Origin of the sequence: Limnoraphis robusta BA-68 BA1, from assembly GCF_034932365.1 — a bacterium.
Classification (GTDB): domain Bacteria; phylum Cyanobacteriota; class Cyanobacteriia; order Cyanobacteriales; family Microcoleaceae; genus Capilliphycus; species Capilliphycus robustus.
Window position 1 is genome coordinate 47,155 of record NZ_JAYGHR010000063.1, and the last position, 22,719, is coordinate 69,873.

The 22,719-nt window shown below is 43.8% G+C and carries 17 protein-coding genes; 9 read left to right on the forward strand and 8 right to left on the reverse strand.

Translation table 11 applies throughout. The annotated features are described in order from the left end of the window. Nucleotides 1–427 precede the first annotated feature (427 nt). The 6 genes from VB836_RS15510 to VB836_RS15535 all read left to right on the forward strand — a co-directional run bounded on the left by VB836_RS15510 (nt 428) and on the right by VB836_RS15535 (nt 7,690). On the forward strand, nt 428–1,483 hold the full coding sequence (locus VB836_RS15510) for an undecaprenyl-phosphate alpha-N-acetylglucosaminyl 1-phosphate transferase (protein WP_046281471.1): 1,056 nt from the start codon (nt 428–430) through the stop codon (nt 1,481–1,483). Nucleotides 1,484–1,657: 174 nt separating this feature from the next. Continuing rightward, the gene (locus VB836_RS15515; RefSeq protein WP_323220444.1) at nt 1,658–2,920 is read left to right on the forward strand and encodes a competence/damage-inducible protein A; all 1,263 of its coding nucleotides are present in this window, start codon (nt 1,658–1,660) and stop codon (nt 2,918–2,920) included. A 224-nt stretch (nt 2,921–3,144) separates the two neighbouring features. After that, a complete protein-coding gene (locus tag VB836_RS15520) occupies nt 3,145–3,291 on the forward strand; it encodes a hypothetical protein (protein WP_323220446.1) in 147 nt (48 codons plus the stop codon). Between the two features lie 11 nt (nt 3,292–3,302). Further along, the gene (gene aroQ / locus VB836_RS15525) at nt 3,303–3,803 is read left to right on the forward strand and encodes a type II 3-dehydroquinate dehydratase (RefSeq protein WP_046281473.1); all 501 of its coding nucleotides are present in this window, start codon (nt 3,303–3,305) and stop codon (nt 3,801–3,803) included. Nucleotides 3,804–3,819: 16 nt separating this feature from the next. Continuing rightward, nucleotides 3,820–4,986, forward strand: a complete 1,167-nt coding sequence (locus tag VB836_RS15530) for an ADP-ribosylglycohydrolase family protein (protein WP_323220448.1) — start codon at nt 3,820–3,822, stop codon at nt 4,984–4,986. 178 nt (nt 4,987–5,164) lie between these two features. Next, nucleotides 5,165–7,690, forward strand: a complete 2,526-nt coding sequence (locus VB836_RS15535) for an HD family phosphohydrolase (protein WP_323220450.1) — start codon at nt 5,165–5,167, stop codon at nt 7,688–7,690. A gap of 7 nt (nt 7,691–7,697) precedes the next feature. Here VB836_RS15535 and VB836_RS15540 read toward each other — a convergent pair whose 3' ends face one another. From VB836_RS15540 to VB836_RS15565, 6 genes are all read right to left on the reverse strand, one after another. Continuing rightward, entirely contained in the window at nt 7,698–8,531 is an 834-nt protein-coding gene (locus tag VB836_RS15540) for a carbohydrate ABC transporter permease (RefSeq protein ID WP_323220452.1), read from the reverse strand. Then, the gene (locus VB836_RS15545) at nt 8,528–9,049 is read right to left on the reverse strand and encodes a 5-formyltetrahydrofolate cyclo-ligase (RefSeq protein ID WP_323220571.1); all 522 of its coding nucleotides are present in this window, start codon (nt 9,047–9,049) and stop codon (nt 8,528–8,530) included. Before VB836_RS15545 ends, VB836_RS15540 begins: the two co-directional genes overlap by 4 nt. Before the next feature lie 453 nt (nt 9,050–9,502). Continuing rightward, nucleotides 9,503–10,459 carry a GDP-L-fucose synthase family protein gene (locus tag VB836_RS15550; RefSeq protein WP_046282172.1) on the reverse strand — a complete coding sequence of 319 codons (957 nt, stop codon included), beginning with the start codon at nt 10,457–10,459 and terminating at the stop codon, nt 9,503–9,505. A gap of 27 nt (nt 10,460–10,486) precedes the next feature. Then, nucleotides 10,487–11,515, reverse strand: a complete 1,029-nt coding sequence (gene gmd / locus VB836_RS15555) for a GDP-mannose 4,6-dehydratase (protein WP_323220456.1) — start codon at nt 11,513–11,515, stop codon at nt 10,487–10,489. Between the two features lie 381 nt (nt 11,516–11,896). After that, nucleotides 11,897–12,634, reverse strand: coding sequence for a sugar transferase (locus tag VB836_RS15560; protein WP_046280688.1), 738 nt, complete (start codon nt 12,632–12,634; stop codon nt 11,897–11,899). Between the two features lie 191 nt (nt 12,635–12,825). After that, nucleotides 12,826–13,977: a glycosyltransferase gene (locus VB836_RS15565; RefSeq protein ID WP_046280687.1), complete on the reverse strand. Its 1,152-nt coding sequence runs from the start codon at nt 13,975–13,977 to the stop codon at nt 12,826–12,828. Between the two features lie 719 nt (nt 13,978–14,696). On the opposite strand from VB836_RS15565, the gene VB836_RS15570 reads away from it, so the two are divergent. Then, nucleotides 14,697–16,517: a sensor histidine kinase gene (locus VB836_RS15570; RefSeq protein ID WP_323220459.1), complete on the forward strand. Its 1,821-nt coding sequence runs from the start codon at nt 14,697–14,699 to the stop codon at nt 16,515–16,517. Nucleotides 16,518–16,672: 155 nt separating this feature from the next. Beyond that, nucleotides 16,673–18,022, forward strand: coding sequence for an ATP-dependent protease ATP-binding subunit ClpX (clpX, locus tag VB836_RS15575; RefSeq protein WP_323220461.1), 1,350 nt, complete (start codon nt 16,673–16,675; stop codon nt 18,020–18,022). A gap of 60 nt (nt 18,023–18,082) precedes the next feature. Here the strand turns inward: clpX and VB836_RS15580 are convergent, their stop codons facing one another. Then, entirely contained in the window at nt 18,083–20,083 is a 2,001-nt protein-coding gene (locus VB836_RS15580; protein WP_323220463.1) for a tetratricopeptide repeat protein, read from the reverse strand. A 384-nt stretch (nt 20,084–20,467) separates the two neighbouring features. Here VB836_RS15580 and VB836_RS15585 point away from each other — a divergent pair, with 384 nt between their 5' ends. Next, nucleotides 20,468–21,517: a S8 family peptidase gene (locus VB836_RS15585; RefSeq protein ID WP_323220465.1), complete on the forward strand. Its 1,050-nt coding sequence runs from the start codon at nt 20,468–20,470 to the stop codon at nt 21,515–21,517. Nucleotides 21,518–21,555: 38 nt separating this feature from the next. Here VB836_RS15585 and VB836_RS15590 read toward each other — a convergent pair whose 3' ends face one another. After that, nucleotides 21,556–22,716: a hypothetical protein gene (locus tag VB836_RS15590; protein WP_323220467.1), complete on the reverse strand. Its 1,161-nt coding sequence runs from the start codon at nt 22,714–22,716 to the stop codon at nt 21,556–21,558. Between the last annotated feature and the right edge of the window lie 3 nt (nt 22,717–22,719).

Below are 22,719 nucleotides of genomic sequence, written 5' to 3' on the forward strand. Positions count from 1 at the left end.
AGTAAGAGAGTGACCAGTTTTTTTCAGTTAACAGTGATGATCTCACCTGGCACTTGACACCTGACACCTGACACCTGTTCACTGATAACTGATATAGCACTACGCATAACGGTTAGGACATTGGTAAATGCTGAAAATATTTTCTGCTGGCACTTTTGCCTCTTGCCTGTTGCCTTTTGCCTAGCGCGTAGCGCTATAACTGGTCACTGTCTCCCTATTCCCTGGCTTTTTAGACTTCTCTGGTAGAAACGAACAGAAATGTAGTAGACTCTGCCTGACGCTTTATTTTTTAAAGTCAATTTGAAAAATCACGACTCAATCCTTGACAGGGCAATTTCATCAGTTCATCCGTCAAGAGCGGTACTGATCACCTCTGTAGTGAGTTCGGTTTTTCAAGAGTCAATGTCTTGCACCCCCATAACTTCAGATGCCTCTCCATCTGTATCATCTGCTTGTCTTTATCGTTTCTGCACTGGTTGTACTCGCAACGACACCCGTCGTCAAAAGCATCGGCCTCAAAAGTGGACGTGTCGATCTGCCCAGCGATCGCAAAGTCCACAAAGGCCCTATCGTCCGTTTAGGCGGAATATCCATCTACCTCGGCACCCTAGTCGGTTTGCTAGTGGTTTGGTGGTCGGGAGGCTTTATTGATGCCAACGGCCAACCTTTAGGCGTACAACAAGAATATGAAATTTGGGGGGTTACAGTTGGCGGTTTAGCCTTCTTTCTGATTGGTTTAGCAGATGATCTGTTTAGCCTTTCCCCTCTGACTCGCCTGCTGCTGCAAATCACCGTCGCAAGTCTAGCTTGGATGGTGGGAGTCAACATTGAATTTCTAACGATTCCATTTGTCGGATTAGTTCATATGGGTTGGCTGAGTCTGCCGATTACCGTGATTTGGCTGGTCGGAATGGCAAATGCCATTAACTGGATTGATGGCCTCGACGGTTTGGCAGCCGGAGTCTCGGGAATTGCGGCGGCTGTGATGCTAGTCGTCAGCTTACAAATGGGTCAACCTGCGGCTGCTTTAATTGCGGCAGCTTTAGCTGGAGGTTCGTTAGGATTCTTGCGTTATAACTTTAACCCCGCTCAAATTTTTATGGGCGATGGCGGGTCTTATTTTCTGGGCTTTACCTTAGCGGCTGTTGGAGTGATTGGCTTCGTCAAAAGCACCGTTGTCACTTCGGTTTTACTGCCCTACATTATTTTAGCCGTGCCGATTTTAGATATGTCTGCCGTCATTTTGGATCGGTTGCGTCATGGTAAATCGCCCTTTATCGCCGATAAACGCCATTTACATCACAGACTCCTACAAGCGGGATTATCCCAACGTTTAGCCGTTTTATTTATCTACTCTTTAACCTTGTGGGTGGGAAGTTTAGCTTTGGCTTTTTCGGGCCTTCCCAGTGGTTTAGCCTACGCGCTCGGGGCAACAGGCTTACTGGGATATACCAGTTGGAAAGCGTTAAAACACGCGAAGTAAGGTAACAGGCAATCTAGCAATAGGCAATCTAGCAATAGGGGACAGGGAAGAATAGGCAATCTAGCAACAGGGAATAGGGAGTAGGGAGTAGGGAATGGGGAAGCAGGGGAGAAACTGCTAACTATTCCCTGATAACTGGTCACTGATAACTGATCACTGTAAAAGGGTTAGGGAATGACTGCTGAAATTATTTGTGTCGGTACGGAACTTCTACTCGGTGATATTCTCAACAGTAATGCTCAGTTTCTGGGTCAACAATTGGCTGAACTGGGAATTGCTCATTATTATCAAACCGTTGTTGGCGATAACCGAGAACGTCTAAAACAAGTGATTGAGATCGCCTCACAACGCTCTCAACTGCTGATTTTTACAGGGGGCTTAGGGCCGACTCCCGATGATCTCACCGTCGAAACGATAGCGGATTTTTTTGGGGTTCCCCTGATCGAACGACCTGAAATTATCGAAGATATTCAACAAAAGTTTGCTCAACGGGGACGAACCATGTCACCCAGTAATCGCAAGCAGGCTTTAATTCCTCAAGGGGCAGAGATTCTTACCAATTCCATTGGTAGCGCTCCGGGGATTATTTGGCAACCCCGCTCTGACAAACTGACAATTTTAACGTTTCCGGGTGTTCCGACGGAAATGAAGCAAATGTGGCATGAAATCGCCGTTCCCTATCTACAAAGTCAGGGATGGTGTCAGGGGATAATTCGCAGTCACACGTTAAGATTTTGGGGGATTGCTGAGTCGGCTTTGGCGGAAAAAGTGTCTTCCTACCTCAATTTAACCAATCCAACGGTTGCACCCTATGCCAATTATGGGGAAGTTAAGCTAAGAATTTCCGCTCAGGCTGAGTCTCTAGAAGCGGCTGAACAGCTTATTACTCCGATTGAACAGCAACTTAAAGAGATTGCGGGTATAGACTGTTATGGCCGTGATTCTGATACTCTAGCCTCAGTGGTCGGTCAACTGTTACAAAAAAATAATTCAACCTTAGCCGTCGCGGAATCTTGTACTGGTGGCGGTTTGGGTCAGATGATTACCAGGGTTCCGGGGAGTTCGAGCTATTTTCGCGGTGGGATTATTGCCTACGATAATGCAGTAAAAACCGCTTTACTGGGCGTCAATCCTCAAGATATTGAACAATGGGGAGCGGTGAGTGAGATTGTCGCTGAACAAATGGCCCTGGGCGTGCGATCGCAGTTAAATACCACTTGGGGTTTGAGTATTACCGGAATTGCCGGGCCAGATGGCGGTACGGAAACAAAGCCTGTCGGACTGGTGTATATCGGTTTAGCGGGGTCAGAGGGACAAGCACAGAGTTTCAAGTTTTTATTTGGAAGTTTGCGCGATCGCGAATGGATTCAACGGGTGAGTGCTTGTTCTGCCCTCGATTTGCTGCGGCGTCAGCTTCAGTCTAGATCCGGAAAATAGTCAACTGCTTAATGGTTGATCTTGCACAAATCTGTGAAGATTCGTTATGATAAGAATAATACAAATTCTTAAACGATCTAGGATAGGTTGATCTATTCTACGTCTAGGTTGTCAAGTTTATGCAGGTTATTAGACTCACTGACGGAGTAGTAATGCCTGTCTAAGCTGGAAGTAACTCCATCAGTCAAGTTGTAGTCGGTGTACAGCAAGGAGCCATTTTTGCAATGGAATACATTGAAAAAGTGCTGGAAAAACTGAAAGAGTGGGCGCGCGAATTGATAGAAGCGTTATTAGGCCCCCAAACTCAGCCAGAAGTCGAACCCATCCCCATTCCAGTTGATGACCTTCAACGCCGCCGTCGCAAGTCTTAGGATTTAAGCTTTTGCAGGAAGTTTCAAAATTGCCGAGTATTTTAGTGCTGCACGGCCCCAACCTAAACCTTTTGGGTCAGCGAGAACCGGGGATTTATGGAACAGCAACGTTAGCAGAGATTAACCAACGCTTGCAACAAGAAGCGCAGTTACATCAATTTACACTATCGTTTTTGCAGTCCAATCACGAAGGGATCTTGGTGGACGCTATTCATTCAGCAAGAGACGAACACCAGGGCTTAATTATTAATGCAGGTGCTTATACCCATACCAGTATTGCGATTCGAGATGCTATCGCAGCAGTGGGACTCGCGACGGTAGAGGTACATTTGAGTAATATTTATCGCCGCGAAACGTTCCGGCATCATTCCTATATTGCACCTGTGGTTTTAGGACAAATTAGTGGATTTGGGTCGGACAGTTATCTTCTAGGACTGCAAGCTCTGGTCCGATATCTCAGTCAAACAACGATGCAAGCCCATCCTAACTTGTCCTCTGAAAATGAGACTTAATCAAGGGAATTGATCTATGCGAGACTCATTGCTCAGTCGGTTTCAGGGAACACTGGCAGGGGTATCGTTTGGCAGTAGACTAACAAGATCTCAGAAAAAACCGATTTCACCATCGGGTTCTTCAGCGCGAGAAGCGTTTCAGTTGCCCAAAACTTTGCTAAACTTAAACCAGTATCGATTGAAGTGGTGTCAACCTAACGGGGAGGAAGAAAAATCGACTTCAACCGATGAGGAGAATTTAGTAACTCAGATGACTCAGAGCCTGATTCGATGCCAGGGTTTACAACGAGTCGATTGGGATGAAACTTGGCAGCAATGGCAGCAGCAAGACTTAGAAAGAAAACAACAAGCACACACCAGGGTTAGAGAACCGAACAGGAGGGGTTTAGATGTCCAACCGGATAGTCGTGGCGGTTGTTCTCTGGCTGAAGTCACTGTAGCCACAGTACCAATCGCTCTATTTTTTCATGATCAACCCGATCAACTTCTACAGCAACTTCAGCAAGGAATACAAATTTGGCAAAATCCGTCTCCCTCCTTGGCTTTAGAACAAGCTGTATTGGCTGTTAGCTATGCTATCAGTTTGGCATTAAGGGAAGAACTCGATCCGGGAACTTTGATTGGGCAGATCCTTAAGCATCTAGATCCTGGGCTGATTTTACATCAGCAGTTGCAACAGGTTCAGACTTTAACCGAACAAAGAGTCAGTTTAGAAACAGTCCGAGAGCGGTTGCTTCAAAGTTCCAGTGAACTTGATCTAGGTGACAAAACTGATCAGATATCAGCAGATTTAAAAAGTACAACCTCCATAGCAGTTGCATTTTACTGCTTTGTCAGTACACCCCAAGATCCAGCGATCTCGGTGTTGCGGGCAGCTCAGACGGGTTTAACGATGCCAATGGTGAGTACAATCACAGGAGCTTTATCCGGCGCTCATAACGGTTTTTCTAGCTTTCCTGTCTCCTGGCAACTGCAACTCAAAAGGACAGCTTCATCTTCACAAGCGATTTCGGCAGAACCCCAGACGACCCAAGAAATGCTGTTTGTCGGAGAAAGTCTTCAACGAGCAACTGAACTATTCGCTGTTTGGTCTGGGAGTTATAATACAGCAAATCCCTTGTTCGAGACTCATCCGACCCTCGTTGTGTCAGCACCGAATGGGATTCGTTCAAGGCAGTCGTGAAACCCCAGCCCAGAAGATCCAGTTAATTGAGGTGTGAGTTTTTACCCTTGGGAGAGTGGTGGGATATTCTAGCTATATTGTTGGGTTTTTGTACGGGGAGATCGCATCCCAAAATCAGAAATCTGTACTCTAGAATTAATATGACACGGCTGCACTGTAGAATCTAGCTTCGATATAGATGAACACGTTCCAGTTAATCACACGGCAGATTGAACGGCTTCGTAGCCGCACTAACAGCTCGTTGTTGCGAGTCAATGGGACTCAGGCTGATCCAAGCAATTCAGAACCCTCGAAGCACCCCTTACCCCGCTCGTCAGAGGACGAATCTCAAGGCTTGAAGAACTCTGTCAATCCTCTCAAGCGCAAGGTTCTCAAATCACCTCAAGCCAGTTCTCCAGTGCTACTTTTTCTTGCCATTGTTTCCTTAACGGGAGTGATGGGAGTTCGCTTCTACAACCAACCTAAACTCGCCGTTGGCCGAGAAGCTCCCGAGACGATCCTAGCGCCAACAGATGCCACCGTTACCGATACAAGAACCACAGAGGAAAGACGCAAAGAAGCACTTTATGGGGTTGTGCCTGTTTTGGTGCTAAATTCTGTGGTCAACGAAGAAATTAATCATCGAATTGAAACCGTGCTAGAGGAGGGTAACATTGTCAGAGAGATAGCACAACCCTTTCCCTTTGTCGATTCCGGGATTTTATCTACGGATGCCCAATCCTATCTCCGTAGAATTCCGGAGTGGCAGTGGAAAGATTTACTGGCTCAAGTTGAACAAACCACCGTTCAACCGCAACTCAATCTGAATACCTCTGGCAGTTTATCGATCAATGGCGGGAAATTTTCATCGGCTCAACAACAAACTCTCAATCAACTGAGGTGGAAAGCATTCTCCCAACTCAGAGGCTATGCAAAACAGGCTTCTCCCCAAGAGTTTGCAGCCTTAGTCGTTCAAATCTCTGCGGCTCGTAAGCGATATGCGAAGGCTTATGCGACTTTTTCCAAACAGTTTCCTTCCGATACCACCAATTTCTACAATCAGTCTTTGCTGGATTGGTCTGATCTGACTTGGCAACAAACTCAAGTGGGTATTTTACAAGTCGCCAAGGAAATGCTCAGTCAGGGTATTGCCCCCGGATTACCGAGCGAGATTTTAGAACAAGCCGTGAAGATTCAGCTCGAAACGGCCGTACCGGAGGAATCACAATATTTTGCGGCTAAGTTGCTGACGAGCGCTTTGCGAACCAATCTGATCGAAGATCGAGAAGGGACTCGCACCAGGGCTGAACTGGCGGCTCAAAGTGTCGATCCGGTGGTTGTGACGATCAGTCGAGGAGATGTGATAGTTCGTCAGGGAGAGAAAATCACTCAACGTGAGTTCGTGATGCTCGATCATTTCAACAAGAGTGAACGCGGCATCAATTGGAAAGGTTTACTGGGATTTACAACTCTGGTGAGTGGGGCTGTGGTCGTCGTTCTGTTTGTCGGTGGGCGGTTCCGTCCGAGTCTACGCCACAGAGACTATTTGTTACTCTTGCTGCTGACTTTGAGTACACCCCTGTTAGTGCTGTTAAAAGTTCCTTCGACGGGTTTACCCGCAGTGGGTTTACTGGCGGGTAGCTTCTACGGGTCAGCAATGGGTGCTACCGTGATTGGTTTGCTCTCGACGCTGATCCCGATTGGTCTGGACGTGGAGATGATTCCCCTCGTAGCGAGTGCAGCAGGTGGCATTCTGGGAAGCTTGTTGGCGGGACAATTGCGATCGCGAGAGGAACTCGCTCTACTCGGTGGGGCGGTTGGTCTGACTCAGGGAACGGTTTATCTAATTGTCACCCTAACGGTCGTGGGAACAACAGCAAGTTCTATCTGGTTTATTCTATTGCGGCAATTTGTCTTACAAGTTCTCGAAGGCTTGGCTTGGAGTGTGGTTGCTTTGGGATTAAGCCCCTATCTAGAACACGTTTTTGACTTGATTACCCCCATTCGGTTAGCGGAACTGGCGAACCCCAATCGACCCTTACTCAAGCGCTTGGCAACGGAAGCTCCGGGTACGTTTCAACATACGATGTTTGTGGCAACGTTGGCAGAAGCGGCCGCTCAAGCTTTAGGGTGTAACGTGGAACTGGTGAGAACGGGAACTCTCTATCACGATATTGGTAAAATGCACGATCCCCTGGGATTTATTGAAAATCAGATGGGTGGGCCGAACAAACATGATGAAATTAATGATCCTTGGGAAAGTGCCAGAATTATCAAAAAACACGTCAGTGAAGGGCTAGCAATGGCACGTCGTTGTCGTTTACCGAAGGCTATTCAAGCTTTTATTCCTGAACATCAGGGTAAAATGTTGATTGCCTATTTTTATTATCAAGCCCAACAACGAGCGAAAGAAGATCCTTCTATTGTGGTTCGTGAAGAAGATTTCCGCTATGATGGGCCGAGTCCTCAGTCAAAAGAAACCGGAATTGTCATGTTAGCAGATTCCTGTGAGGCGGCATTGCGAAGTCTCAAAGATGCCACCCACGAAGAAGCCCTACAAATGGTGAATAAAATTCTCCGGGCCAGATGGCAAGATCATCAACTGGTAGACTCGGGACTCAGCCGAGAGGACATGGCAAAAATTGCTGAAGTTTTTGTGCGCGTTTGGGAACAAGTCAACCACAAACGCATTGCTTACCCCAAGGGAGTCTTTTCGGCTCGATAAGCTAGATTTATCCTTTGACTCCTGTTGCGGCATCTGTCGGCACAATATAGTGCTGTAGCAGCAGAAATAATAACAGGACGGGTGCTATCGAAATCACTGAACCTGCGGCGACTAAACGCCAATCGAGAGAGAACGTTCCCGCTAATTTTGCCACCCCTAAAGGCAGGGTATAATACTCGGGCTGGTCTAAAATGAGTAATGGCCAGAGAAAGTCACTCCAAGACCCGATAAACACAAAAATCGCTAAGGTCATTAAAGCAGGGCGTATAGCTGGAAGCATGATATGCCACCAAATTCCCAGTTCAGAACATCCATCGATCCGGGCGGCTTCAATGAGTTCTTTGGGTACACCCAGAAACGCTTGTCGGAGCAAAAAAATACCAAACGCCGAAGCAATACTGGGAAAAATTAAGCCGAGATAAGTATTTCTCAATCCTAACTGCACCGTTAAAACGTACAGGGGAATCATCACAATTTGAAACGGGATCATAATTGTGGCAATGATAGCGGTAAAAATTCCATCCCGTCCCCGAAAATTCAGTCTCGCTAGGGGATAAGCAGCCAGAGAACAAAATAACAGGTTAAACCCAACTGTGAGACTCGCAACGATCAGACTGTTGACTAAATACCGCCCCATCGGGTTAGTTTGCCACACTTTGATAAAATTACCAAACGTGGGTTGACTCGGTAAAAGCTGAGGCGGGAATTCAAAGATATTTTCGCTTCCCGACTTAAATGCTGTACTGAGCAGCCACAGAAGCGGAAATAACATGAAAAAGGCGATCGCACTGAGCAGTAAATAATTCCAAAATTGATTGAATCTTGCTGATTTTCCGTTCATTCCCCTGTTAATCTTAAGCCTTCTTCGGTACAAATTCCCTGTAACGGTTGATCCCAATCATCAATCGGTAACTCCGTCAAATAGGCATAATCAAACAGAATAGCGATGGTGGGAGTTAATTGCCATTCAGCAGAACTCAACATCCGATCATAATATCCTCCACCGTATCCTAAACGATAGCCTCGCTGATCACAAGCAACCGAGGGAACCAAAATTAAATCAACTTCAAAAGGGGAAATGATCGGTAAGTCAGCGTGGGGTTCCCAAATCCCATAAGCCCCGGTTTGCAGGAGTTCTCCTGGTTTCCATTGATGCCAAATTAGAGATTTTTCTACACATCGTGGAAATCCCCAAATTTTTTTTCCTTCTTTGCTTGTTTCTGCAAATAAACGACTCAAATCGGGTTCTTGACGAAAACTCACATAAGCTAAGACTGTTTTCGCTTGTTCAAATAAGGGTGAAGCTTGCAAATGAGAACAAATGCGATCGCTCTTTTCTCGCCAATCTTCTGCTGACATTGACTGGCGAACTTGCAGGATCTTCTGACGAAGCTGATTTTTAGTGAGTGAAGTCAACTTTTTTTTCACTTTCGATTGATAGAGTTCTGATCGATCTTGGCAATCAGAACAGGATAAAAAACCAAGTTTAATTTATCTTAGTATCTTGCAAAATTGATTCGGTAAATCTAGCTATTTAGACTCGCTTTTTTTTACTTGAATTGTTGAAAATTTACCCTCATTCAGACTACAAGAAGGGCAAGAAAGGCTCAATTTTTAATTTCAAGTAGTGACTGAGTTAACGTTAAAATTCTTGAACACGAAAAAATCAATGATATGGATTTGAGTGCGCCCTGAAAAGCTAAATGATATAAAATCACTACCCAAAAAACCTTAAATCGGTAGAGAAATTTTAGACTTGAGCCTTATCTTACGTCGAACAACCTGAATTTTTCAAAAAAGATTAATTGAGGTTTATACTGCAACAGGTTCAGCGTGTTGACGATACCACTCAATGGTATTTTTCAACCCTTCTTTGAAACCCACTTCTGCAACAAACCCAAACTTCTCTTTCGCTCGTTGTGTATCCAAACATCGACGAGGTTGACCATTGGGTTGATCGGTTTCCCAGACAATTTCCCCTTCAAAACCCATTAACTCACAAAGGGTTTCCACTAAATCTCGAATTTTGACTTCATGGTTTGTCCCTAAATTAACAGGGTCAGGTTCATCGTAAGATTGAGTTGCCATGACAATTCCCCGAGCCGCATCTGTTGAATATAAAAACTCACGACTGGGACTGCCATCCCCCCAAACCGGAAGTTGTTTGTCCCCCCGTTGTTGAGCTTCATAAACTTTACGAATTAAAGCCGGAATCACATGAGAACTGCGCGGATCAAAATTATCCTCCGGGCCGTAGAGATTGACAGGTAATAAGTAGATGCCATTAAAATTATACTGTTGGCGATAGGCTTGAAGTTGTACCAATAAAGCCTTCTTCGCAATGCCATAGGGAGCATTTGTTTCTTCTGGATAACCGATCCACAGATCATCCTCTTTAAACGGTACGGGGGTGAATTTAGGATAAGCACAAATTGTCCCGACACAGACAAACTTTTCCACACCCGCTTCATAGGCACAATGAATGAGTTGTGTACCCATCATCAAGTTATCGTAAAACAGTTCGGCTGGTTTTTCCCGGTTTAGACCAATTCCCCCAACGTGAGCTGCCAAATGGATAATAATATCTTGACCCTGAACCACCTTTTGACAGGCTTCATAGTTACAAAGATTGTACTCTCGCGATCGCGGAATCAAGATTTTGTCTAAATTCGCCCCTGCTTTGAGTAACTGATCCACCACTTGCCGCCCCAGAAACCCTGCGCCTCCGGTGACAACAATTCGTTTATCCTGTAAATCCAGTGCATTCATGGATGATGCCTCATTATTTAAAAACGATTAGTCAAAACCGTGAGCGATCTTTTTAGATTTTTCCAACGCTTGAATATCGGCATCCACCATTAATTTCACCAATTCATCAAACGTTACCGAAGGTTCCCACCCCATTTTTTGTTTCGCTTTGCTGGGATCACCAATTAACAATTCCACCTCAGCCGGGCGGAGATAGCGTTCATCAAACTTGACATAATCATGCCAATCTAAATTGACATAGCCAAAAGCAATATCGAGAAATTCCCGAATGGAGTGAGTTTCATTCGTGGCTACGACATAATCATCGGGACTGTCTTGCTGAAGCATCAACCACATGGCGCGTACATAGTCTTTAGCATAGCCCCAATCCCGCTTAGAATCGAGATTTCCCAGGTAAACATCTTTTTGTACTCCCTTAAGAATTCTCGCCACTGCACGGGTAATTTTGCGGGTTACAAATGTCTCACCGCGTCGGGGACTCTCATGGTTAAAGAGAATGCCGTTACAGGCAAATAAATCGTAGGATTCTCGATAATTAACCGTTTGCCAATGAGCATAAACCTTAGCACAGGCGTAGGGACTGCGGGGATAAAAGGGGGTTGTTTCCTTTTGGGGAACTTCCTGGACTTTTCCAAACATCTCCGAAGAACCCGCTTGGTAAAAACGAACTTCAATCCCTGTACGATGTTGATAGTCGCGAATCGCTTCTAAAATCCGCAGTGTTCCCATGCCCACCGCATCAACGGTATATTCAGGGGAGTCAAAACTGACTCGAACGTGAGATTGAGCGCCGAGATTATAAATCTCAATCGGTTTAACTTCTTCTAAGATGCGACGTAGAGTCGTTCCGTCTGTGAGATCTCCATAATGGAGAAACAGACGAACTTCTTCATTGTGAGGGTCTTTGTAGATATGATCAATCCGGTCTGTATTAAAACATGAACTCCGGCGAATAATCCCGTGAACTTCATAGTCTTTTTCAAGCAAAAGTTCACTCAAGTACGATCCATCTTGACCCGTAATTCCTGTAATTAGGGCGCGTTTGCATTCCGTCATCTCAATCTTCTCTTTGAGTTAAATCTAATCAATGTTGCCAAAACGGGTTTTGACGGCGATGTGATCGAGGTTAACCTTGATCTTTGCATCTGTTGTCTTTACCCGTTCCTGATCAGTGCAATCGGCATTGTACAGATAGAATCAAGCGAACAATCGATAACGAAAGCCAAATATCCCCTGTGATGAAATCCAGTCAACGGATTGAAAGCTGCACAAATTTTGAGTTGGGGATTCGATCATCAGGGGCTAGGGGCTATTGTTATCCGATAACACTGCTGATTCAATTTCTACCTTAACCCAAAACCGACTGCACAAGGTCAGGAAACGCTTGAACCGGAGTTATAGCGAGGGCATTGACTGATCATGAATCTTTGTCACCCTTTAGTAAGCTCCATTATTTTTGGGAAAAATGACAACACCGATGGTCTTAATTATAATCCACAGGTCAGTCCAGAAATTTTTGAAATTCACGTAATACAAATCAATCTGAACTCGTCGAGGATAGGGAATATCATTGCGCCCAGACACTTGCCACAAGCCAGTAATTCCGGGTTTAATCGTTAAAATTTTATCCATGTGACGCCCGTACTTGTGTAACTCTTCAGCGACGAGAGGTCTTGGCCCGACAACACTCATATCCCCTTTGAGGACATTCCAAAACTGGGGAAACTCATCGAGACTCGTCACTCGTAAGAAATGACCAATCCAGGTAATTCGGGGGTCGTGTTTCAGTTTAAAGTTGTCCTGAAATTCTTGACGCAGGTGGGGAGATGTTTCCATCATTTGCGTCAACATTTCATCGGCATTTGTGACCATCGTTCTGAACTTGATGCAGTCGAAAAGCTTGCGGTTCTTGCCAACTCGTTGCTGCACATAAAACACTGACCCTGGTGAACTAAGCGAGATCAACAGAGCCAGAAGCAAGTACACTGGGGAAAACAGGATCAGAACCGATAGCGAAAACAGTATATCGAATGATCGCTTGAAAAACTCTCCGTTGAGGTTCTGTAGAACAGATAAACCTCGTATCGGCTGTTGCCGGACTAGAGGGACAAAACTACGCCTTGTGAACGCACGTCGTAGTCCCCTACCGAAGATGAGTTGGCTATTGGCAGTCATCTTACTCCTTCAATTCACACCACACACAGTCCTGATCATAAAGCTTCCAGACACCTTGTTCAGAAATCAGGGTGCAAGGAAGTCTCAAATCCAATAAAATTTCGGGGGCGTACCCGAACATCCCTAACGGGATAACCCTTGAATGTATGCTTCTTTCTGCTTTCTACAGAATCCGCAATCATGCAAGCATTTTAGCCAAATTTTTCGGAGGGAAACTGTTTTTTCTGACAGCGTTCCACAAATTCCAGGTATTCTCGCCCGAACCGTTTTTGGTCAAACTGAGCTACATGGGATTGCATCTTTTCTGGCTGAAATTGGCTGCTGAGTTGCTCAAAGGTGTGTACGGCTTCAATTAAAGCCGCCTCCGTTTGAGGGGAAAACAACAGCCCCGTTCCCGAGTCGGGTGACAGACGAATATCGCTCACGGTTTCGAGCGCTCCGCCTGCACCATAAGCTATGACGGGAGTTCCACAAGCTTGAGCCTCAATCAGTGCCATTCCTAAATCTTCACAAGCCATATAGACAAAAGCTTTTGCTTGTGCCATATAGTGTTGAACCACTTCATCGGGTTGCCAACCCAATACCTGTACATTTGATTTGGCCATCTGTTTGATTTGACTCAACTGTGAACCCGCACCAATCACCACCAGTGGACGCCCGAGTTGATTAAAGGCGTTGACGATTAATGAGATTTTTTTATAGCTCACTAGACGGCAAACGGTCAGATAATAGTCTTGCTTTTCAGTTTGTAGTTGAAAACGATCAAGATCAACAGGTGGATAAATCACTTTAGCGCGTCGTCGGTAACAACGCCAGATTCGCTCCCGTGTATGTTTTGAGTTGGCGATAAAATAGTCCACTCGATTGGCTGATAGTACGTCCCATTGGCGGATTCGATGTAATAAGTACCGCGTTAACACACCAGGAAGCCCCCAACCAGCCGGACTGCTGTTTAAGTAGTCAAAAGTCAAGTCCCAAGCATAGCGCATTGGTGTATGACAATAGCAAATATGCAGTTGGTCAGGACTGGTTAACACGCCTTTAGCGACCGCATGAGATGAGGATAAAATGACATCATAGGCTCGCAAGTCTAATTGTTCAATCGCCAATGGCAGAAACGGCAGATATTTCTGAACGCCATTACGAGCCAGGGGGAACTGTTGCAGAAATGTTGTGCCAATTTGACGATTGAATAAGTAACTTTGCGGGTTGGTAGACTCAAAATCAATCAGAGCGTACAGATCTGCATCAATGTGTTTGAGGATGTCTCGCACAACCAGTTCAGAGCCGCCCGTTGCTTTGGGGGTTAACCATTCATGGACTAGAGCATATTTAAACGACACAATGAATATCGGACGCTTAGGTAAAGATGTTCCATCAATATCTCATGGGATTACTGTATCGTACAGTTGAATGTTACGATTGGCTCTGATCAAGCGATGAATTCCAGAGCGTCGAGTACGTCACTCGGTTTGATCACGATCCGCAACCCGTCTTACACAAAATTGTCATTCAACCCGGATAGTTAAATTTATCTTATAGAACAGTTTAAGAATTCTTATGAAATTTAGAGATTTGTGCCGTGTAAGCGTAGCGCGGGCGATCGCAGAAGATCATCAGTATTTTTTCGGACAAATAAGTTAATCTCGGTTACAATCTTAAAGAAAATACAAACTCTGGCTCAGACAACGCATCTACTCTGTTCATTGGTTCTGAATCAATGAGTAAAAACAGTTCTAGTCAGCCCGTGTGACTTCAATGAAATTAAAAGCCAGTAGAGATCAGATAGAATTATACCCTCTCTCCAGGGGGGAAGAAGCCGAAAACTCCTCTAATGGAGCCAATATCTATTTCTTTTACCTCTGTTAAATACAGACTCGATTTGACATTTTTTTGAATCAGAAAGTGTAAAGTATTTTTCACAATGTTGTCTGATTCCTGATGTTTATAGACATCATAAAAAGACTCAATAATCCGCAGGGTGTATTGAAGTGTTGACGAATGACTAAGTTCGATCATCCACACACAATCGAACCGAAAAACTAGATCAAAAAACCCTGCCATGATGCTGAACCCTATCCTGTCAAATCAAGAATTTCTCGGGGATGTTAATCACTGTTTGTATCAAGAACTCGAGCAGTTAAGGCGTGAAAATACAACCTTAAAAAATAGGCTCGAAAAAATTAGCCAGTTTCATCCCATTGTCCTCAAATTGTCGCCCTTTTCAATTGAAAGCGAAATGTCTGGCTCTGATGTAACGGTTAACCTTGTTAACGACCCGCTATTCAATAACATTAGCCTTGCTCTTTCTACTACCCTAACTCAACAAGAACTTTTAAAAACACCCATCAATTTTTCTTTCAATTGCAGCCCGGGTTCCTGTGTTGAACCGACAAGCAATTCTGCCAACGAAAATCTCTATCGTCGAACACTCGCCTTAGAACATCTTATCCGCCAACAAACCCAAAACCAAAGCAACCTCAAATGTAGAATTCAACAAATTACTGAAACCGCCGCTCATACCTTGGAAGCTGTCGAAAAAATCAGTCTGTATTTATACCCTCAAAACCATCAATTTTCTGAACTTGAATCTCTATTTAATGTCAATATCAATCTGGGGAATGGGCAGAAAACTGATCCGGTTTGTCTTCACTTATATGATTGCTTAACTCACTATCATTATACTCATCTCGAACCGAATACGATAGCGACACCGCAACCCAATTATCTGGGTGAATGTCCGCTTGAATTTGCTTGGGGAAGTATTAAGCCCACTCTAAACTCGAAAGAATACAGCAGATTGTTTTCCGACTTCTCCAACCCTGTTCATCGCTCAAATCAACTGAATGTGTTAGATATTCCGCTCAAACTTGCTGAAGAAAAAATCGGATATCTGCGAATCGAACGAGGGAATATAACCGATGACTGGACAAAAGAGGAAGAATCTTTTTTGGAATGTTTAGCTCACTTAGTCAGTTTAACACTAGAACGATTCAAAAGCCAATATCTGGAAAAAAAATGGTCTAGAGAACAGGAGCAACTGCAAGTTAAATTAGAGCAAAAAACCGCTACACTTCAGCAAACGACTCAAAAACTGCGATCGCAAATATCCGAACGTCAAAAGCTTGAATTAACCTTACAAGATGCTCGTCATAGCGCTCAAACGGCGCTGCGAGCGAAAAGGGCGTTTCTTGCTAATATTAACCACGAATTACGCACTCCCGTTCACGCCGTTATCGGCTATAGCGATCTTTTGTGCGAAGAAATGGTTGAACAGGGACAAATAAACTGGCTTGAAGATATGCAGATTATTCGTGGAGAAGGATATCGACTCCTGAGTCTAATTGATAGTATTCTTGACTTGGTTCGCATCGAAGCGGGACAGATGTCATTGAACCTAGAAATCTTTGATCCGGTAAATGTGATCAAGGGCGTTGTTAAGAGCCTTGAGTCGATGGCTGAGAAAAACCGAAATCAACTTAAACTCAGTTATGGCAATGATTTAGGACTGATGCACACCGATTTAAGCAAATTGCAAAAAATTTTACATCACTTACTCGAAAATGCTTTGAAATTTACAGAAGGCGGTGAAATTGAGCTGACTGCTTGTCGCCAAGGGGATTGGATAGATTTCTATCTCCAGGATAACGGAATCGGGATTTCTGTCGAACAACTGCACTGTTTGTTTGAAGCTTTTACTCAAGCCGATGATTCTCTCTGTCGCAAGTACGCGGGAACTGGACTGGGATTAACCATTTGTCGCCGTTTATGCAAAATGATCGGAGGTGATATTACGGTTTCCAGTCAGCTAGGTCAAGGTTCAACTTTTGTCGTTCGTCTGAAAGCTCATCTAGATGATACTGTGCAGTGTCAAGCGGGATGATATTTTTTGGGGTGCAGAAAGACAAAATAAACAGTAAACTGTAAGGGTAAGGGGTAATTCAGTTCGATAGAATTACCCCAGATTTGCTTTATATTTTTCTAGCAACATCCTCCCCAACTGGGAATCCTCAAGCAACTGTTCACAAAAAGGTAAATATGTCCAGGTATGACTCCCACTTACGCTGCTCTTTCTGCGGCAAGTCCCAAGAGCAGGTTCGCAAGTTAATTGCTGGCCCTGGTGTCTACATCTGCGATGAATGCGTTGAACTTTGTAATGAAATTTTAGAGGAAGAATTTTCAGATTCTACTAACTCCTCTGCTCAATCTCCGCAACTTGATTATGCTTCTACAGGTTCAGCCAATACCAGTCTTTCATTTCAGCATATCCCCAGACCCATAGATATTAAACAACATCTTGATGATCATGTTATTGGTCAAAATGATGCTAAAAAAGTTCTATCCGTAGCGGTTTATAATCACTATAAACGCCTGAGTCTAGAACAAGCCAGTCAGAGTGGCAATCTGAATCCTGATGATGCTGTAGAGCTACAAAAGTCGAATATTTTGTTAGTTGGCCCTACAGGTTGTGGTAAAACGTTATTGGCTCAAACTCTAGCCAAGCAACTTGATGTTCCTTTTGCGGTTGCAGATGCCACAACCTTAACTGAAGCGGGATATGTTGGGGATGATGTGGAAAATATCTTGTTGAGACTGCTACAGGTGGCAGATTTTGATGTGGAAGCGGCTCAACGAGGGATTGTGTATATTGATGAAATTGATAAAATTGCCCGCAAGAGTGAAAATACTTCGATTACTCGCGATGTTTCTGGAGAAGGGGTACAGCAAGCACTCCTGAAAATTTTAGAAGGAACGGTGGTTAATGTTCCGCCTCAAGGGGGACGTAAGCATCCTTATCAAGAATTTATTCAAGTTGATACCAGCAAGATTTTATTTATCTGTGGTGGTGCTTTTGTGGGTTTAGAAAAGATTATTGAACAACGACTTGGGAAGAAATCATTAGGCTTTATTCAACCCACTGAGACGGGGAATAATACAGCCGTTAAGTCTGTTCAACGTCAAGATGAATTGTTAAAATACGTTGAACCAGATGATATGGTGAAGTTTGGTTTAATCCCAGAATTTATAGGGCGAATTCCCGTCGTTACGGTGATTTCACCCCTGGATGAAGAAGCTTTGATGCGGATTTTAACAGAACCTCACAATGCTCTGATTAAACAGTATAAAAAGCTGCTGAAAATGGATAATGTTCGCTTAGAATTTGAACAGGATGCTTTACAGGCGATCGCATCGGAAGCTTATCGTCGGAAAACGGGAGCAAGAGCATTACGAGGTATCTTGGAAGAATTGATGCTCGATGTCATGTATGAACTTCCTTCTCGTCAGGATGTGGTTCGCTGTATTATCACTCAGGAAATGGTTGAAAAACGCTCAACGGCTGAGGTTTTATGGCACCCAACCTGGCGTAGACAACACGAGTCAGCCTAAGTTTCTTGAGTCTAGGGATGGAAAATTATGAAGTCGGTTTTCTATCCCTGTTTCGCTTGATTAATTATTTAAAGCTGCTTGTTCGGGAGAGGTATTTGTTTTAATGGAGCGTAATTCTTTTTGAATGGAAATGGCTTTTCCGAGAGAAGAAATGGCTTCTTGATAGTTTTTCAGTTTGGAAAGTAATGCTCCTCGAAAACGCCATGCTTCTGCATCGTTGGGTTCTAGCTTGATGGCTTGATCGTAGGCGGCGATCGCCTCAGAATATTGTTCTAATTTTTCTAAGAGGAGTCCCTGATGTCGCCAAACTTCTGAGGCTTCTGGTTTGAGTTCAATGGCTTTTTCGTAAGCAGTTAATGCTTCTGAATATTGCTTGAGTTGAACTAAAACTGAACCTTTCCCTAACCAAGCTTCATAATAGTTTGGTTGATGGTGAATTGCTGTTTCAAAAGAAGCGATCGCCTCAGAATATTGTCCTAATTGTTGTAATAAAGACGCTCTCATATTCCACAATTCGGGGGAAGTTGGATCGAGTCCAATGGCTTGTTCAAAGGAAGCGATCGCCTGTTCATAGCGTTTTAATTTACACAGTGCAACGGCTCGATTTAACCAAACTTCTCGTTTTCCAGCATCAATTGTAATGGCTCGATCATAAGAAATTATGGCTTCTTCATAGCGTTGCAATTTTCCTAATACATTACCCCGATTATGCCAGGTTTCATATTTATTGGGCTGAATTTCTAACGCTTTATCATAAGATTCTAAGGCTTCATCATAGCGTTTAAATTTCCGCAGTAATGCGCCTCGATTGTGCCATGCTTCATCATCTTTCGGTTGAATCTGCAAAGAGCGATCGTAAGATTCTAAGGCTTCAGCATATCGCTTTAACTTGACTAATACATTCCCACGATTGTACCAAGCTTCAGATTTTTTAGGCTGAATTTGTACAACTTTTTCATAGGCATTTAGAGCTTCGTTATAGCGGTTGAAGCGCACCAGAATATTACCTTGATTATACCAAGCTTCATCTAAGCCTGGATTCATTTTAACGGCTTTTTCAAATAAAGCTAAAGCTTCTGCATAACGGTTTTCATTCGCTAAAGCTTCTCCTTGTTTGAGATAATCATCTGCAATGAATTCAGGGGAAGCCGAAAACTGAAAATCCCAATCTAAGTCTGTGGGTAATGGCGTTTTTGCTTGAGGATTGGCTGAGAAATGATGATTGAATTTTTCTAATAAAGATTGCTCTCTTGAGTTAAAATCTGATTGAAAATTTTGTAAGTTTTGTAGTGAATTTAACTGCAATTGATGTAATTGATCAATGGAAGTACGAGAGGCTGAGGCTTCTTGTTTGACGAAGTTAATTGATTCTTGAGCGGCTTGAATTTGTAGGGCTAATTCTTGAGCGAGGAGTTTAGATTGTTCCGTCGAAAGCGCAATTTGTTCTTCTAAGCAATCAACCTGACTGAGACTGCGATTGGCTTCTGCAACTAATTCTCGAATGATCAGACGCCGAACTAACCAAAAAAATGCCATCGTGACGATGGGTAAAAGCGTTACAACAATCAGTAAGCTATTGAGTAATGTAATGGTATAGTTAAATTCAGAGTCAGTTTGAGAAGTGGGTTGTTCAGAGAGTGTCGCGTTAGCCGTAGCGAGATGAAGATCTGAGGAGAAAGGGCGATCGCTTTCTGAAAAAGTTTTTACTAATAAAGCTAACCAAGTTTGATCGAATAATGAGTTGATTTTTGGTTGATTGGACTGCGATAATTGAGCAGAGCGAGGTAAGGGTTGAACTGCCGAAGCAACAATTAAATGATTTCCTGTTGTTGGCTGAGAAATTGAGGGGGAAAACTCCTGCACAATCAACATTTCCGGCGTACTTACCGATGGCATCTGCTGTGATGCGATCGCTTCAATCGAATCAATTTTGTTGTCGGTTTCAGGTATTATCCCTGAAGAAGTGGATAGCCGAGCCTCAGAAATCGAACTCGCTTCGCTGATGGAGTTCTGAGCGACTAAAGCCGCTAAAGCTAAAAATGTTACATTTGATAATTTCATAACGCTCAACTCACGTGCAAGCTAGGAGGGATAAATCGCCGGATCAATTGACTCAAATTTGCACTGAAAACCGTTTTAACCTACAAACGAAGTCAGAGTTTAAGTGCTACTTAGTTTTACGCAAATCTCCAGATCAATCAGGACATATTGGTGTAAAACTTTTCTCCATTCGCCTCAGTACATCAGGCTTTCACCCTTGGATCTCGTATAAAATCTAGGAATGCTCCTGAATCTGTAAACCGCTCTACGAAAATAACATTTAACTTCAGCATTCAGGGTGAGCATTGAAAGGTAGCACAAAACTCTGAAGCTGATCGCAGCCCGTTGAGGTTTTCTAACCTGTAGCGACTGCCTTAATTTATTGAAAAAACAATCACAAATACAATGGATTCACAAGTGCCTCAATTGTCAGAACAAGGAAGTGACAGCCCGATTTTTGTCTTACCTCCCTACAAAGTTGAACGAGTTTTAGTTGCTGCTGCTGAAGTGATTGACTGGGGATTAGAAATGTTTGCCATCCCCAATTTATGGAAACAAACGAAAGGTAAAGGCATCAAAGTTGCTGTTCTCGATACGGGAATCGCCCTCAGACATCCTGAACTCGTTGATGCGGTTGAAGATGCTCGCGATTTTACCAACAGTCCTTCTGGCCCGAGTGATGTAGAGGGACACGGAACCCACGTAGCTGGAATTATTGCCGCTCGGGAAAACCGAGGTGGGGTTGTCGGTGTTGCTCCTGAAGCGAAACTGCTGGTGGGTAAAGTTTTAGGTGATAATGGCTACGGTACTGCTCAACAGCTTGTCAATGGGATTCGCTGGGCGATTGATAAAAAAGCAGATATTATTTCGATGAGTTTGGGAAGTCCTCTACCCAGCGAGGAAATGCACGCGGCGATTAAAGCGGCGGTTCAAGCGGGTATTTTTGTGATTTGTGCAGCAGGTAATAGTGGCCCTAATCTAGAAACGGTAGAATATCCGGCAATTTACCCGGAAACGATTGCGGTTGGGGCCATTGATCGGACTCGACGTGTGGCTCAGTTTTCTTCTCGCGGTAAAGCGGTTGATATTGTGGCACCGGGAGATAATATTCTTTCGACTTATCCACCTCGAGGGGTTGCTGTTTTGAGTGGAACTTCGATGGCAACGCCTTTTGTTAGTGGAGTTGTGGCGTTGATGCTGGCGAAACATCGCAGCTTTGGGGGTCAGACGGCGGTTAAAACTCAAGCCGAGTTAATTGAACATCTGCAAAAAACGGCGATTGATGCGGGTATGCCGGGATTTGACCCTTATTATGGGTTTGGGTTAATTAATCCGGAGGCTTTGTTATTATCGCATTTAGACCGAACACTACAAAGCCTTGCTAAAGAAGAATTAACGAGTAAGTACATTCAAAGACTTAAACAACTGAGTCAAGATTCTGCGAACAGTCATTAAAAAAAAAACCCGGTTTCCCAGAAGTTACCGGGTTTTTATTATTGGGGATTGAGTAAATAAAAACTGGGTTTTGCATTTTCATCGGGGAGAATATCCCGAATATTTTTCACATCCCAACGTTGACATAAACTTGAAAAAGCCTGTAAACTTTCTAATCGGGCTGATAGTTCGCTTAAGGTGTCTAAATATTCCGCGATCGCAATTTGCTGATAAGTCCATTTTTGATCCAGTTGGGAAGCGTGAAACATCTCAAACTCGACTTCTGCATCTTGTTGTCGCTCTTTAATTTTGTTCGGAGATAATCGACAATCAACCGAAGAAATTTGAGCGATGCGTTCAACTCGTTCTCGACTAATATGGGGATGAAAACGGGACGCACCAAACCGATAAGCCGTTGAGAATTGGGGACGTTCATCAACTAATAATTTATCCGCCCATTGAATAGCTACTTGTTTAAAGCGAGGAACTTCTAAAATTAGCAATTGTTCCGCATCATTAATCAGTCCAGTTTCTAACAAAAGATTCGCTTCAACCGCAGTCGCAACCGCCCAACCTTGTACCGCAATATCGGCTTTTAAAATTGTTTCGGCGTCTAACTCCGGTAGAGTTTGCATGGCTTGGTTAGACAGAATCATTCTAACTTTTGAAGCCACTTTTATGGTGTCTTGTACGGGAGATTCAGGAAAACGATTGCGGTTGAGAAGTTCTGCTTGTAAAGCCGCTATCTCTTTGAGAATAATCGTTTGATGAAGTTCGGCGATCGCATTTCCCAAACGTTTTTGTTCTTCGGTGTTGTATTCGACCAATAAACACAGATATACTAGCTGGTTGCTCATCTGATTTAAGCGGTTTTCTATGCGATCAAAGCCTGCTTCAACGAGTTTATGCAGAGTATCTAATGAAGCTTGAATTTGGTGGAGTTTAAAACCCATATAGATGAATCCCGCCACACTCACACCCAGATTTAGAACACTTGCTCCCGCAGAAATTTGAGTGAGTTTTAAGACAGAAGCCAAGTTTTCTTCAACTTTATTAAACTTAGACAGGATTTCTGTTAAGCCAGAAGGTTCGACGAGATGGCGAACAATTTGACCCGTACCAGTTTCTCGGATCACTCCCCCAAATCGTTTGAGAGAACCATCGATTAAACCTTGTATAATCACCGGATCATCAATTAAAAAAGTTGTATCAATTAACACGAA